The sequence below is a fragment of the Phaeobacter sp. HS011 genome (assembly GCF_018101215.1).
In the GTDB taxonomy this organism is placed as follows: Bacteria; Pseudomonadota; Alphaproteobacteria; order Rhodobacterales; family Rhodobacteraceae; genus Phaeobacter; species Phaeobacter inhibens.
Window position 1 is genome coordinate 118,856 of sequence record NZ_JAGEUF010000003.1, and the last position, 14,044, is coordinate 132,899.

The window sequence follows — 14,044 nt, forward strand, 5'->3', positions numbered from 1 at the left end:
GCTCCCCCAGACAATTTGTGGCCTTCTATTTGCACATGAGCGGCGGCGCAAGAGGGATTGCCTCCAGAGCGGCTCAGACCGGGGCGGATGCGGCGTTTTTTGGCCCCTGAAAAAGAAAAACACGCCCAGAGGGGCGTGTTTTGAGGGTATGCGACCCGGTGAAGGCCCAATCGGTCAGAGGGCGCGTGCCTATGTGGCAGCTTTGACAGGATCGCGCTGTCTCGACTGGTCGGATCAGAACTTCCAGCGGGCCCCGGCCATAACGGACGAGCTGTCCTGATAGCTGGTCGCGCTGGTGTCCGAGTAGGAGTAGTCACGGTAGGCGACATAGGTCTCAAGGTTCAGATTGTCGAAATTCTGAACCGCCGCGATGCCCCAGGATTCGGCGCTGTCGCCGCTGGTGACCATATCCGACCCATCATAGTAATCGATGGCAAAGGACGTCGCGCCTACGGACAGGAAATTCGCGGTATAGCCCAGCTTGGCAAAGGCATAGTCGCCGCCGGTGTCCCGATCGCCGCCGGCAACGGCGAAGGACACGCCCGACGGCTCGTGAAGTGCCGCGAAAGAGGCAACAATATCGCGGGTTTTGGTGCCGGGACCGTTCTCATTCCACACCGCGCCCAACGCGCCATTGATGGTAAAGTCGCCAAGGTCATCATTGGTGTAACGCACCGCAACATCATAGGCTTCGCGGTCAGAATTCGAGCGCAGGATTTCCTCGCCGTAGGACGCCGACACGGTGAAGCCGCTGAATTCAGGCGTATCGTAGCGCACCCGGCCCAGGCGACCGCCATCCAGGCTGCGGAAGGCAGATCCGATACTGACACCGGAAAGCGTGCCTGTAGAGGTGCGGAACAGGAAGCCCCCAGCAGAATCCGCAATCGAGGACGTCTGGATCACGCCGGTGCCGGAGAGATCAGACTCGGCCAGCCCATCCGACGCCATGGACCCCTGACCAAAGGAAAACGTGCCATAGCGCGGTGTTGCGTATTGAATATCGACCTTGCGGATTCGGGTGCGGTCCCAGCTGATATTCTGTGGACGCCCATTCTGGTCCACCCCGTCAGAGGAGCGCAGGCCAAGCGCGGTCTCAAAATTGAACCGCAGGGTGTTTTCGCCAAAAGGCTGTTCCAGCCAGAACCCGATACGGGAGTTCGAATTGGCGTTGTCGACAAGCGTGCTGAAATCGTCGCCGCCATCGTCAAACGACTGGAAGGAGGGGTTGAACTGACCATAGTAGCGGAAGGTTCCGCCCGAGTTGTTCTCGTAGGTTGGCCCGGCCACCGCAGGCGCTGCAAGACCGGCAAAAAGCCCGGAGACCAAGGCTGTCACCCCGAGTTGAGAGGCAAATCTGGTGTTCATGAGGAGATGCTCCAATATTGTTCAGGGCAGCTCCCTCTCCATCCCTGAGGGGCTGACCTGGCGCAGGTGCTATCACGCGTTTTTTCGCGGCAATACTCTTGAAATATACCGCGCTGCTTCCCCTGCCAGCAGCCGGGGAAATTCTCTCAGAATTGTGATCGCCGCTCCCAGCTTTCTGCCCCCTGCCCGTTGTCCCCGTCGCCTGCCGATACCTCAGGCCACGACCACAATCATCTGTCCGGGCGAAAACCCGGTCAACCATCCGGCGGACATCACGGAACGTAAAACCTGTACGGGCCGCGGTCGGCTGTGAGGGAGAAACCAGCAGATTTTGCGCAAGCTTGCATGATTTCTTAACAGCCCGCCGATAGTCGTGACAGATCGACAAAGCAGGTACTGAGACTATGAAATTCAAGACTTCCATCAAGACGGCCGTATTTCTGATCGTTTTCCTGGCCAGCGCAGTCATGTTCGCCCTGATTGGGCTGTCACGCTACACGGAACAGCTGCGCACGGAGATCGAGGCGGAGGTCACGGCAGTCGAAGGGTTTGCACAGACGCTGTCAGAGGTGAGCGCCGACTTTCAAAGCACCCGTCTGGTGGAGATGAGCTTTCGCCTGAAACCAAGCCACGACACTCTTGCCACGCAGGCTGAAACGATGGCGCATCTTTCCAACCGGATTGAGGTCGCAAAAATGCAGATCGCGGAGCTGGACGGCATGGCGGACGCTGCGGATAATCTGCGCCAGCTGGCGACGGCGATCACGGCCTATGAGGCTGGTTTCGCAGAGGTTGTTGCCAGTCAGGATCGGTTGGGGTTTGACGAAACTGATGGGCTGCAGGGGGCCCTGCGCAGCTCCGTTCGCAGCATTGAGACGGCGCTGAAAGACACCGCCGAGCCCGAGATGACAGTCAAAATGCTGATGATGCGTCGCCATGAGAAAGATTTCATCATGCGCCACGCCGCAAAATACATTGAGCGGCTGAACGCGCGGGTTGATGAATTCCGTGCCTTTCCCGGCAGCTACTACAAGAACATATCGCAGCGCGCCCGGATTGGCAGCTTGCTGACCAGCTATCAGAATTCCTTCAACGCTTATGCTGAGGAAGTCACCAATATCGATGGCCATTACAAGGCGCTGGACGCCATCGAAAAAGCCGCTGAACCGGTGCTCGCGGCCATGAATGAGCAGACGACTGCCCGACTGGACAGGATCCATGCCAGCGCCGCCGAGGCGATCACCACAGCCAATTCCAATGCGCTGAAGGCTGGCTTTGGCGGGCTCGGCATCTTTGTCGTGGTCGCGTTTTTCCTGGCCATCGGCATCTCGCGCCCGCTGTCGCGGGTCAATGTCGTCCTTCAGAAAATCATGGCCGGTGATTTCTCCACCCCGGCGCCGCAGTCGCGCATCAGGGAGGTATCGACCATTGCCACCGCCGTTGAGGAGCTGCGGGCCGACAATGAGATGAAGGACCGGCTGACGCGCGACATCTCGGAGGTGATCCGCGCCTGCGCCGCCGGCGATTTCTCCAAACGCCTGCAGGTGGAGGGGGCCAGTGGCTCCTTTGCTGAGCTGGGCCGCGGCGTGAATGCCATTGGCGATGCCGCCGAGGGCGGGCTGGGCGACATTCGCCAGGTTCTGGATACGCTGGCCGCCGGCGATCTGACCCAGCGGATGCCGGATGGACAGAAGGGTATCTTCAAGGAAATCGCCAACGCGGTCGACAACCTCAGTGACAATCTGACCGGAATGGTAAAGCAACTGTCGCACAGCAGTGAGGTCCTGAATTCCACCGCCGCAGAAATCGCCGCAGCCGCAGATGACGCCTCGCGCCGGGGCGAAACCTCCGCCGCCTCCCTCGAGGAAACGGCCGCCGCGCTGCAAACGCTCGATGACACCGTGCGGGGCACCGCAGAAGGCTCAGAACAGGCCAAAGACATCGTGCGCGACGCCTTCACCCAGGCCCGTACCACCAGCGAACTGGCCAGCCAGACCATCAGCGCCATGCAGCGGATTGAGGATTCTTCCGGCGCCATCGCCAAGATTACGGACCTGATCGAAGATCTCGCCTTCCAGACCAACCTTCTGGCGCTGAACGCCGGGGTCGAGGCTGCCCGCGCCGGCGAGGCCGGTCGCGGTTTTGCGGTCGTCGCGTCCGAGGTGCGTGGCCTTGCGCAGCGCTCCGCAGATGCGGTGCAGGAGATCAACCAGCTGATTGAGGTCAGCACCCATGAGGTGGCGCAGGGCGTGAAACTGGTCGATCAGACCGGCACAGCACTCGCCTCCATCCAAAGTTCGGTCGAAGCAGTGGTGGGCAAGGTCGAACAGATCGCCGCCACCACGGTCGAACAATCCAATGGGCTTTCCGAGGTGAACACCGCGGTTGTCAGCCTGGATCAGAATGCGCAGAAAAACTCCGCCATGCTGGAACAGACCGCTGCTGCCGGCCAGATGCTGCGCGAGGAGGCCCAGACATTGGTGCAGGCAGTCTCCGGCTTTCGCATCGATCCCGCCAGCCAAGCCAAGGCGAGCGCCCCTCCGCCCGCCTCCGACGACTGGGCCGACACCGCCTTTGATGACAGGGACGCCTACGCCCGCTCAGCCTGATTGGGGAAGGCAACACTGCATCCATTGGACATGCACAGGTAGAGAGACATCCGAGATCACGGGTGTCTCTCAGCTCAAGGCAACCGTCCGGCACAGGTCCCGGCAAAAGGGCCCGAGTACGCGACAAACCAAGGCCGCCTCAATCTAGTTGAACTGACACAAAATGGTGCGGGTGAAGGGACTTGAACCCCCACGCCTTGCGGCGCCAGAACCTAAATCTGGTGCGTCTACCAATTCCGCCACACCCGCATCCTCACGATGGGCCGACCCATCGTGAGGCGCTCAATAGCAAAGCTTTTCGGCGGATGCAAAAGGGAAAGCGACCTTCGGGCAAACTTTTCCATACTTTGCCTCCATCCTCCATCTACGGGATATCGAGCCTGCGAAGAACAGCAGGAATTTGCTCCGGCAGATCCTCAGCGATTAGCCCCGGGCCGAAGTTCAACGCGCATTCAACATGCAGATATGCAGCTGTTTCTGCCGCCTGCATCGGGGACAATCCCCGCGCCATCAATCCGGTGATGAATCCAGCCAGCACGTCGCCGGACCCGGCCGTCGCCAGCCAGGGCGCAGAGCGGTCGTAGTGGGCAGAGTTGACCGAGCAACATCCATTCGGCGCAGCGATCACCGTATCCGGCCCCTTGAACAGCACCACGCAGCCCGCGCGTTTGGCGGCCTCGCGGGTGGCGTCCACCTTGGAATAGGCGGGGCCGGTGGTGGCTGGCGCGTTCAGCTTTTCGTCGAGGTCCGGGAACAGTCTGGCAAATTCGCCGCCATGGGGCGTGATCACGCAGTTTCCATGCAGCGCCTCAAACAAGACCCCGGGATTCTGCTCAAACTGTGTCAGCGCATCCGCATCCAAGACCGTACCGCGCTCCTGTTTCAGCACAGACATCACCAGCATCTGCGCCTCTGCCCCCAGCCCAAGCCCCGGACCGAGACAAACCGCATTTATGCGCCGATCCTCCAATAGCTGGTCCAGCTCATCTGCTCGATCGATCTGGCACAACATAATCGCAGTCAGCTGGCAGGCGTTTTCCATCATCGCCGAACGCGGTGAGCCAACCGTGACCAGCCCCGCCCCGATCCGCAGTGCGCCCCGGGCGGCCAGGCGGGCGGCACCGGTCTTACCATGTCCACCGGACAGGAGAAGGGCGTGGCCGTAGGTGTATTTGTGCTCCTCCGTTTCTTTCCCAAGATATGACGAGACCAGTTCGGGAGACATAAGAGTAGCAACGACCCGCCCCATTCCTCGGCCCTTCTCAAGCCGATGGAAGTCGGCCAATGCCTTTCGTGCAGCCTCACCCCAATCATGCCCACCCAGCCCAATGTCGACGGTCCTCACTGCCCCGCAGTAACTCGGCCCCTCATCAATGAAATGACCTATACGTGGACTATGAAAGGTCACCGTGAGCCAGCTCCAGACCGCCCCGAACTCTGAACAAAGCACGCGCCCGCTGTCCATACAAAGACCTGTTGGCGCATCAATCGCGACCATACGCCCGAATGTCTTGCCCTCGGTGTAGAGCTTGGTCAGGGGTTCGAGTATTTCGCGCGATGGCGCCCGTTTCAGGCCAGCGCCGAAAAGCGCATCAACAAACAGGTCCGCAACCGCCTCGCCAATCCGTCGCCCGTCCCATTCAGCTACGCGCCCAATCGCCTGCCACCGCTCATAATTCACCTTCGCATCCGGCGGCAGTTTTTCAGGCTCTCCATACAGGAACACCTCCACCGCCCAGCCGCGTTCCTTCAGCAGCCGCGCCACCACAAAACCATCGCCGCCGTTGTTGCCCGGCCCGCACAGGACCACTGCCCGGCGCGGCGCGTCATCTTTCCCCAAATACTCCGGGGAGCGCGAGGGGCTGGCCCCTCGCCCGCTTTCAACAGGCTGAGCCAGTTCCGGCCATTCCTCGAAGATGGCCTCGACCACCCCCTGCCCGGCCCGTTCCATCAGCTCCAGCCCGGTGACTTCACCGGACCTGATAGCGGCCTGCTCAATCGCCTGCATCTGGGCGGCGGTCAGCAATTCGGTCATGTCAGGAGCCTCTTTTTCATGTCGTGGTCATGCAGCGATTCAAAATTGCGCAGAAATCAGGCGTTGTGATTAATTTTTAGGCAGTCGTCGCGAAATCATGCGCAGTTTCGCCGCAGCGCTTGCGGCTATTATTGTCCCGGCTCAGTAGAAGTGATCTGACCTCTCTCGACAAGGTTGCGAGGAGCCATCCCGATGAAAAAGATCGAAGCCATCATCAAGCCGTTCAAACTGGACGAGGTGAAGGAAGCCTTGCAGGACGTCGGCGTGCAAGGCCTATCGGTGATCGAGGTCAAGGGCTTTGGCCGTCAGAAAGGCCACACCGAACTCTATCGCGGTGCCGAATATGTCGTCGACTTCCTGCCGAAGGTGAAAATCGAAGTCGTGCTGGACGACGATCAGGTGGACGCCGCCATCGAGGCAATCGTGGCAGCGGCCAAGACTGACAAGATCGGCGATGGCAAGATTTTTGTCTCCCCCGTGGAGCAGGCCATCCGCATCCGGACCGGTGAGACCGGCTCGGACGCCCTCTGAGCCTGACACCAGAACACGCGGTTGTCCGCCGTCGCTGATTGGCGCGGCAGCCCAGATACACTCAAGATTACAAGATCAGAAGGACCATTGGAAATGAGCGCAGACGCAGTTCTGAAGATGATCAAGGACGAAGACATCGCCTATGTCGACATCCGTTTCACTGATGTGCGGGGCAAGCTCCAGCACGTGACCGTTGATGTCGACCTAGTGGACGAAGACTTTATCGAAGAAGGCTTCATGTTCGACGGTTCCTCCATCGCAGGTTGGAAGTCGATCGAAAACTCCGACATGAAGCTGATCCTCGACACCAGCTCCGCCTATATCGATCCGTTTTATGCCGAAAAGACCCTCTGCATCCATTGCTCCGTGGTTGAACCCGACACCGGCGAAGCCTACCCGCGTGACCCGCGCGGCACCGCGCAGAAGGCAGAGGCCTATCTGAAGTCCTCCGGCATCGGTGATGTGGCCTATATGGGGCCCGAGGCGGAATTCTTCCTGTTTGATGATGTGCGCTTCTCCAACACCATCAACAAAGTGTCCTTTGAGGTCGACGCAACCGACGCCTCCTGGAACACTGACACTGAATACGAGATGGGCAATATGGGCCACCGTCCCGGCATCAAGGGCGGCTACTTCCCGGTGAACCCCATCGACGAAGCTCAGGACCTGCGCTCCGAGATGCTGTCCACCATGAAGCGTCTGGGGATGAAGGTCGACAAGCACCACCACGAGGTGGCCTCCTGCCAGCACGAGCTGGGCCTGATCTTTGACAGCCTGACCAAACAGGCCGATGAGCTGCAGAAATACAAATATGTGATCCACAATGTGGCCCACGCCTATGGCAAATCGGCAACCTTCATGCCGAAGCCGATCTACGGTGACAACGGCACCGGCATGCATGTGAACATGTCGATCTGGAAAGACGGCAAGCCGCTCTTTGCAGGCGACAAATACGCGGATCTGTCCAATGAAGCGCTGTATTTCATTGGTGGTATCCTGAAGCACGCCAAGACGCTCAACGCGTTCACCAACCCCTCGACCAACTCCTACAAGCGCCTGATCCCCGGCTTTGAGGCCCCGGTTCTGCGCGCCTATTCGGCCCGCAACCGCTCCGGCTGCGTGCGGATCCCATGGACCGAAAGCCCGAAAGCCAAGCGTGTTGAGGCCCGTTTCCCCGATCCGGCCGCGAACCCTTACCTGTGCTTTGCCGCGCTGCTGATGGCTGGCCTGGACGGCATCAAGAACAAGATCGATCCGGGCGAAGCCATGGATAAGAACCTCTATGATCTGCCTGCAGAAGAGCTGGCCGATATCCCCACCGTCTGCGGCTCCCTGCGCGAAGCGCTGGAATCGCTGGCTGGCGATCACGACTTCCTGCTGCAGGGCGACGTGTTCACCAAAGACCAGATCGAAGGCTATATCGCCCTCAAGATGGAAGAGGTGGAAACCTACGAACACACGCCGCATCCGGTGGAATACGGCATGTACTACAGCTGCTGATCCCCGATCACGCGGAATTACTGGGCGCTCCCATCTGTTGGGGGCGCCTTTTTCGTTTGCAGCTTCCCGGCACCCGGCTCCACAGGATCTTGTCTGCCTCATGTGCCCCACATCGGCGCGCGGGTGCCCCGGTCGACAGATTGGCTGCCAACTGAGCCGTGTCGCATGCGGGATGTCAGTTTTTCAACACGGCCCCCGGTTCCCCGGCACAGCCCGGCAAATCCACGCAAACCTTCCACGTTGACCTAGCGTCATTCTATTGGAAACACTTTCGTCCCCAGGCCTGATTTGTAAGGGCTACGGCATCAATATGGCCGTCAGCTGCCCTGTTCTTGCCCAATTTCAAAAAGACCGGCGGTGAAGTCGCTTATTTTTTCACTCATTTTCAGGGACTTAAATCAATCGCAACACAATCATCAAATTGGAAAGGAATTTTTTACCCCTCAGCTGTCACCGCCTCACTTTCTGCCATTTCAAATTTTAACTTAATTGCTGAAGCACCTGAGCGGAGGACCCTGACGGTGACACAGGTAGATCAGTATAAAGGCAAGCTGGGTTTTGAAATCCGGGACCCCGATGCGCTGTCCAACGGCTCGACAGCAGTGGTCGATACATTGGAAGAATACGGCCACAGCGTGCGCCAGTTCCAATCGCGAAACCCCAACCTGATCCGCCTTGATTGTGATCACTACCGGGTTGAGCTGCGCTATCGCCGCCATCCAATCAAACCGACGCAGGCCAGCGCTGCCGGTGCTGACAGCACCGAGACACCGCTGCGCAGTTCGCTTGGCGTGACGCTGACCCCAAACCACCCGGACCATTGTGATGTGGAACTGAGCGAGCTGTTGCTGGCAATGATCCTGCGCCGCCTGGCCGAGGATCTGGATGTGGCGACGGTGGATTGGCTGCACGTGCCCTTCACCCTGACCCGTGCCGCCTTCCTCGGGGTTTTTGAAGATGCCGAAACGCAGGCGGAATCCCACGCGCAGGCAGCAGCAGACCACGCCGCACCGGACGCCTACCCAGTGACCGAAATCGCCGCAGATATCGCCGGCATCCATGCCGCCAAGTCGAGCGCGCCCCTCAGCCCGCAAACGACGCCCGAAGCGCCCCCCCCTGCTGCGACACCGATTGATGCCGCACTTGATACGCCGCCGCTTCTCCCCCAGCCCACGAACGGCGCCAAGCCGGTTGCAAATGGGCGCCTGCGCGGACGCGCCTGTTTTGAGCCGGTCGAGGTAACGGTTGCTCAGCTGGAGGAACACTACGCCGCGATGTTGCAGTCCCCTGACACCCGTGCAACCGGGCGTCATGCTCTGGAGGCGCGCAATCGCGCCCGCGCGCGTGCCAAAGCTGTTATGACACCTCCCCGCGGCAGCGGAACCGCCGTTGCCCGGCTGGGCGGTCTTCTCGCGGCCATGCCGCAGCGAATGATCGCAACCACCAGCCATCTCCTGCGCAGCCCCCAGCTGCGTGGCCATCTACACATTGTCTGCGGCGCAACGGCCCTTCTTGCCTTGCAAAGCTCGGCCGCCGTCGCCTTTTAGACCGTTTTCCCGGTCTCGCGACCAGCCAGTCCGAGAATTCGGGCTAGGCCGACGATGCCCCCCATTGGGCCATCACATCCGCACGACGTAACACACTGGTGTGAATGCTGAAAATAACGGCGCGGCTGTGCGGAAGGCGAAGGATCGTCTGGCGCTCACTGCGCATATAGCCTGCCGTTTCGGCGCCGGGACGCGGGCGATCGCCACTGACGCGGCGCGGCTGATGCAGGGTCGCATCGGCGTACCACAACGCATTAAACCGCCACATCGGCCGCCCCACCTGCACCCCGTCAAACAGCCGCTGCACCCGCGCAGCAATGCCAGTATCATAGCTGTCGACCGGTTCGTGGATGGCAATCAATGGCCGCCCCGCTTTCTCCGCCAGGGTCCAATTTGCGGGAAAGCACAGAACCGCGCCGGTCAGCACATGTTCCTGCGCGCCCTCCGGTTTTTCCAGGATACAGAAATCCTGCTGGGCAATCCGGCCAAGCGTGCCCAGCGGATCCTCCCAATCTACCGTCACCTCGCCCCCATCGGGCCGCACCACATTGTGACCCGCGGCATCTGGGTAGAGCTGGGCCAGAACCGCCTCCAACAGCTCAGAAGCAGCCGGGGTGGCCTCGGACGCGCAATACACAACTTGCGCGCGGCACTGCTGCAACAGCCGCTCCCGCTCCGCCATCTGCCCGGCGTAAGCGTCATCAAAATGCAGCCAGTCCTCCGGTGCCAATGGCTGAATACCGGGCAACTTCCGCTGCTCCAGCGGATTATACGACAGGCGGGTCTGCAGAATCTCGGTCATGACACTTTGTAGCAAGCCCGACGCGTAGCACCACCCGCTACATGCGACACGCTGCCCCAAACACATCTGTCTGAAAACGACCGTCTGCGCGGTCGCATTTGGTGGCGACTCCCCTCCGCGCTCCGCACAACATTGGACAGAGATGTCCAGCGACACCTTCGAGACGATGTCGAATACGGAGCCAGAGATGAACGAGCATTACCGCGATACACGCAAGATCGACCCTACACGCGGTGCCACCCTTGGGGACAACACCCCCAATGATCAGGACCGCGTCGAGATTGGGCCGACCCAGCTGACCTTTGGTGAATGGGCCGCCGCAGGGCTGCAACTGCCGGACCTTCAGGCGATGCGCCGCTACCGTTGGGAGCGGCTGACCCGGTTCATCAACGATCGCGATTATGCCGGGCTGTTGGTGTTTGACCCCATGAACATCCGCTACGCGACGGATTCCACCAATATGCAGCTGTGGAACACCCATAATCCGTTTCGCGCGCTGCTGATCTGCGCCGATGGCTACATGGTCATGTGGGATTACAAACAGGCGCCGTTCCTGAGTGAATTCAACCCTCTGGTGCGTGAACAGCGGGCCGGGGCCGATCTGTTCTACTTTGATCGCGGCGATAAGGTGGATGTGGCGGCGGACGTCTTTGCCAATGAGGTACGTCGGCTGCTGGCCGAACATAGCGGCCAGAACACGCGTCTCGCGGTGGACAAGATCATGCTACACGGGCTGCGCGCGCTTGAGGCACAGGGGATTGAGGTGTTCCCCGGCGAAGAACTGACCGAAAAATGCCGTGCTGTGAAAGGGCCGGATGAAATCCTCGCCATGCGCTGCGCCAATCACGCCTGTGAAACCGCCGTCGCAGAGATGGAGCGCTTCGCCCGCAGCGCCATTCCCGGCGGTGGCGTCAGTGAAGATGACGTCTGGGCCGTTCTGCACGCCGAAAACATCCGCCGGGGCGGTGAATGGATCGAAACAAGGCTGCTGACCTCAGGCCCGCGCACCAACCCCTGGTTTCAGGAATGCGGCGGGCGCATCATCCAGAACAATGAAATCGTCAGCTTTGACACCGATCTGGTCGGCTCCTACGGGATCTGCATCGATATTTCGCGCAGCTGGTGGATTGGCGACCGCGCGCCGCCTGCCGATATGGTCTATGCCATGCAGCACGGGGTTGAGCATATCCAGAGCAATATGGAGATGCTGAAACCCGGCGTGAACCTGCAGGAGCTGTCGCGCAACTGCCATCTGCTGGATGCCCAGTTCCAGAAGCAGAAATACGGCTGCATGATGCACGGCGTCGGGCTTTGCGATGAATGGCCGCTGGTGGCCTATCCGGACGCCATGGTCGAGGGCGCTTTCGATTATGATCTGGAGCCGGGCATGGTGCTTTGTGTCGAGGCGCTGGTCAGCCCCGAAGGTGGCGATTTCTCAATCAAGCTGGAGGATCAGGTCCTGATCACGGAAACTGGCTATGAAAACCTCACCACCTACCCGTTTGATCCGGCTCTGATGGGCACCACCCGTTGGGTTTGAGGTTTCTGCTGCCTGCGGGTGCGACGACCAAACGGCTGCTCTCCCCACTGGGGAGAGGCGGCTGAACCTGTGGCGCCGTCAGGCGCCTCCGCTTTGTAACCGGGCCAATTTCTCTTGTAGGACCAGCACACTGTCAGCGCGACTGTACTGCGAGAGCTTTGCCAGCGGCACCCAGGCCAGTGCCTTTGATTCGGCGCTGGCACGGATATCCCCCGCCTCGGCGCGAAACAGATAGCGCACATCGTAGTGCAGATGCGCCGCCTCGCGGCTGTTGGCAGGGATTTCGTGGATATCAATGTCAAACACCTGATCAGACAACAGGCTGATCCGGGCCAGACCGCTTTCCTCATAGGCTTCTTTCAGGGCAATGAACCGGGCATCGGCGATGCCGTCGCAATGTCCCCCCAATTGCAGCCAGCGGTCCAGTTTGGCGTGATGGGTCAGCAGCACTGCTGACAGATCCGCCGAAAGGACAAAGGCCGATCCGGTCACATGGCCGGAGGCTGGATCCCGGTCAAACGCCTTTGGTTCGCGCGCGCAAAACGCGGTCAGGCGCTGCCACATCTCGTGATCGCGCTTATCCTGCGGCGCGAAACTTCCAATGCCTGCGCAGGCATCGGCCAAAAGTTCTGTTGTCAATATCCCTCACCTTCCCGTGACGTGGGCGGCGGATGCCTTGTGCCCGCCCGCCTGGCGCCGCACCTTAGGGTGACCCCCAGATAAAGGCGAGCCTGATGCCCACCGAACGCATTTCTTTTTCCGGCCACTCCGGTGACCAGCTGGCTGCGCGGCTGGACCTGCCCGAAGGGCCGATCCTGTCCACTGCGCTGTTTGCGCATTGTTTCACTTGCTCCAAGGACATCCCCGCGGCACGGCGCATCTCGGCCCGTCTGGCGGCCATGGGCATTGCGGTTTTAAGGTTTGATTTCACCGGCCTCGGCCATTCCGATGGTGAATTTTCCAATACCAACTTCAGCTCCAATGTCGCCGATCTGGTCGCGGCCGGGCAATATCTTGCGGGGCGCGGGCTGGCGCCCTCGTTGCTGATCGGTCACTCGCTGGGCGGCGCTGCGGTATTGCGGGCGCGGGCCGGGCTGCCATCGGTGCGCGGCGTTGTTACGCTGGGCGCGCCCTCTGACCCTTCTCATGTGGCCCATCAGTTTGGAGATGCGCTGGAGGTCATTGAGGCCGAAGGCGCGGCGGAGGTCTGTCTGGCTGACCGCCCGTTCCTGATCCGCAAGCAATTTGTCGATGATATCCGCGCCGAGGCGCTGACCAGCGCCCTTGCCGGTCTGGATGCCGCCCTGCTGGTGATGCACGCCCCTCTGGATGCCACGGTCAGTATCGACAATGCCGCCGATATCTTTGTTGCCGCGAAACACCCAAAGAGCTTCATTACCCTGGATGATGCCGATCATCTGATCACGCGGCCCCGTGATGCGGAATATGCCGCTGATGTCATTGCCGCCTGGGCCGGGCGCTATATCGATCTGTCACCCCCGGCACCGCCCCCCGGCGCGCCTGAGGGTGTGTTGCGCGTCACCGAAGCTGATCCGAACGGTTTTCTGCAGGATATCCAGTCCGGCCCGCGCCATCACACCTACGCGGATGAGCCGCTGGCCTATGGCGGCAGCAATCGCGGCATGACGCCTTACGGGTTTATCTCGGCCGGGCTGGGCGCCTGCACCTCGATGACCATCCGCATGTATGCCCGCCGCAAAGGCTGGCCGCTGGAAGGGGTCAGCGTGGATGTCTGCCATGACAAGGTCCATGCACAGGACGCGCTGCCGTCCGGTCCGGCGCAAATCGACCAGTTCACCCGTGTGATCTACCTCAGTGGTAATCTGACCCATGATCAACGGGCCAAACTGCTGGAGATTGCCGACCGCTGCCCGGTGCATCGCACGCTGGAACATGGCGCCAAGGTGACCACCCGGTTGGATGAGCCTGAAAGCGAGGCGGATGTCGATCCCGCCCATCTGCCGTTCTGATCCGAAAACCCGTCGGCCCTGATGACATCAGCCTGACCCCCTTCCGAAAAGGGGGCTCCTCCCCAGCCTGAGGCACTGCCCAATTATCGGCAGGCCCTGGGCAATTCCGTATCCGTGCAAGCCG

The 14,044-nt window shown here is 60.6% G+C and carries 10 protein-coding genes and 1 tRNA gene; 6 read left to right on the forward strand and 5 right to left on the reverse strand.

Annotated features, from left to right (window positions below; all coding sequences use genetic code 11):
- Window positions 1–234: 234 nt before the first annotated feature.
- The gene (locus J4721_RS06540; RefSeq protein WP_211002445.1) at window positions 235–1,365 is read right to left on the reverse strand and encodes a porin; all 1,131 of its coding nucleotides are present in this window, start codon (window positions 1,363–1,365) and stop codon (window positions 235–237) included.
- Between the two features lie 404 nt (window positions 1,366–1,769).
- On the opposite strand from J4721_RS06540, the gene J4721_RS06545 reads away from it, so the two are divergent.
- Window positions 1,770–3,974 (forward strand): methyl-accepting chemotaxis protein, encoded by a 2,205-nt coding sequence (locus J4721_RS06545; protein WP_211002444.1) that lies wholly within the window; start codon window positions 1,770–1,772, stop codon window positions 3,972–3,974.
- 164 nt (window positions 3,975–4,138) lie between these two features.
- Here J4721_RS06545 and J4721_RS06550 read toward each other — a convergent pair.
- Window positions 4,139–4,223 (reverse strand) — tRNA-Leu (locus J4721_RS06550).
- 115 nt (window positions 4,224–4,338) lie between these two features.
- Window positions 4,339–6,009: an NAD(P)H-hydrate dehydratase gene (locus J4721_RS06555; protein WP_211002443.1), complete on the reverse strand. Its 1,671-nt coding sequence runs from the start codon at window positions 6,007–6,009 to the stop codon at window positions 4,339–4,341.
- 192 nt (window positions 6,010–6,201) lie between these two features.
- Between J4721_RS06555 and J4721_RS06560 the strand changes: the two genes are divergently transcribed.
- The 3 genes from J4721_RS06560 to J4721_RS06570 all read left to right on the forward strand — a co-directional run bounded on the left by J4721_RS06560 (window position 6,202) and on the right by J4721_RS06570 (window position 9,587).
- Window positions 6,202–6,540 carry a P-II family nitrogen regulator gene (locus J4721_RS06560; protein ID WP_014874894.1) on the forward strand — a complete coding sequence of 113 codons (339 nt, stop codon included), beginning with the start codon at window positions 6,202–6,204 and terminating at the stop codon, window positions 6,538–6,540.
- A 93-nt stretch (window positions 6,541–6,633) separates the two neighbouring features.
- Window positions 6,634–8,040 (forward strand): type I glutamate--ammonia ligase, encoded by a 1,407-nt coding sequence (gene glnA, locus J4721_RS06565; RefSeq protein ID WP_014874895.1) that lies wholly within the window; start codon window positions 6,634–6,636, stop codon window positions 8,038–8,040.
- Window positions 8,041–8,561: 521 nt separating this feature from the next.
- The gene (locus J4721_RS06570; protein ID WP_211002442.1) at window positions 8,562–9,587 is read left to right on the forward strand and encodes a hypothetical protein; all 1,026 of its coding nucleotides are present in this window, start codon (window positions 8,562–8,564) and stop codon (window positions 9,585–9,587) included.
- Between the two features lie 43 nt (window positions 9,588–9,630).
- On the opposite strand, the gene J4721_RS06575 is transcribed toward J4721_RS06570, so the two are convergent.
- Window positions 9,631–10,389, reverse strand: a complete 759-nt coding sequence (locus J4721_RS06575) for a DUF3445 domain-containing protein (protein WP_211002441.1) — start codon at window positions 10,387–10,389, stop codon at window positions 9,631–9,633.
- Window positions 10,390–10,576: 187 nt separating this feature from the next.
- Here J4721_RS06575 and dddP point away from each other — a divergent pair, with 187 nt between their 5' ends.
- The gene (dddP, locus tag J4721_RS06580; protein ID WP_211002496.1) at window positions 10,577–11,929 is read left to right on the forward strand and encodes a dimethylsulfonioproprionate lyase DddP; all 1,353 of its coding nucleotides are present in this window, start codon (window positions 10,577–10,579) and stop codon (window positions 11,927–11,929) included.
- 78 nt (window positions 11,930–12,007) lie between these two features.
- Here the strand turns inward: dddP and J4721_RS06585 are convergent, their stop codons facing one another.
- Entirely contained in the window at window positions 12,008–12,568 is a 561-nt protein-coding gene (locus tag J4721_RS06585) for an NUDIX hydrolase (RefSeq protein ID WP_102874133.1), read from the reverse strand.
- A 95-nt stretch (window positions 12,569–12,663) separates the two neighbouring features.
- Between J4721_RS06585 and J4721_RS06590 the strand changes: the two genes are divergently transcribed.
- Window positions 12,664–13,920 (forward strand): bifunctional alpha/beta hydrolase/OsmC family protein, encoded by a 1,257-nt coding sequence (locus tag J4721_RS06590; protein ID WP_102858693.1) that lies wholly within the window; start codon window positions 12,664–12,666, stop codon window positions 13,918–13,920.
- Window positions 13,921–14,044: the final 124 nt, after the last annotated feature.

What these genes read in the sequence shown, in the direction of transcription:
- J4721_RS06540 (WP_211002445.1), bottom strand. Translation starts at nt 1,365, where the DNA reads ATGAACACCAGATTTGCCTCTCAACTCGGGGTGACAGCCTTGGTCTCC.
- J4721_RS06545 (WP_211002444.1), top strand. Translation starts at nt 1,770, where the DNA reads ATGAAATTCAAGACTTCCATCAAGACGGCCGTATTTCTGATCGTTTTC.
- J4721_RS06555 (WP_211002443.1), bottom strand. Translation starts at nt 6,009, where the DNA reads ATGACCGAATTGCTGACCGCCGCCCAGATGCAGGCGATTGAGCAGGCC.
- J4721_RS06560 (WP_014874894.1), top strand. Translation starts at nt 6,202, where the DNA reads ATGAAAAAGATCGAAGCCATCATCAAGCCGTTCAAACTGGACGAGGTG.
- glnA (WP_014874895.1), top strand. Translation starts at nt 6,634, where the DNA reads ATGAGCGCAGACGCAGTTCTGAAGATGATCAAGGACGAAGACATCGCC.
- J4721_RS06575 (WP_211002441.1), bottom strand. Translation starts at nt 10,389, where the DNA reads ATGACCGAGATTCTGCAGACCCGCCTGTCGTATAATCCGCTGGAGCAG.
- dddP (WP_211002496.1), top strand. Translation starts at nt 10,577, where the DNA reads ATGAACGAGCATTACCGCGATACACGCAAGATCGACCCTACACGCGGT.
- J4721_RS06590 (WP_102858693.1), top strand. Translation starts at nt 12,664, where the DNA reads ATGCCCACCGAACGCATTTCTTTTTCCGGCCACTCCGGTGACCAGCTG.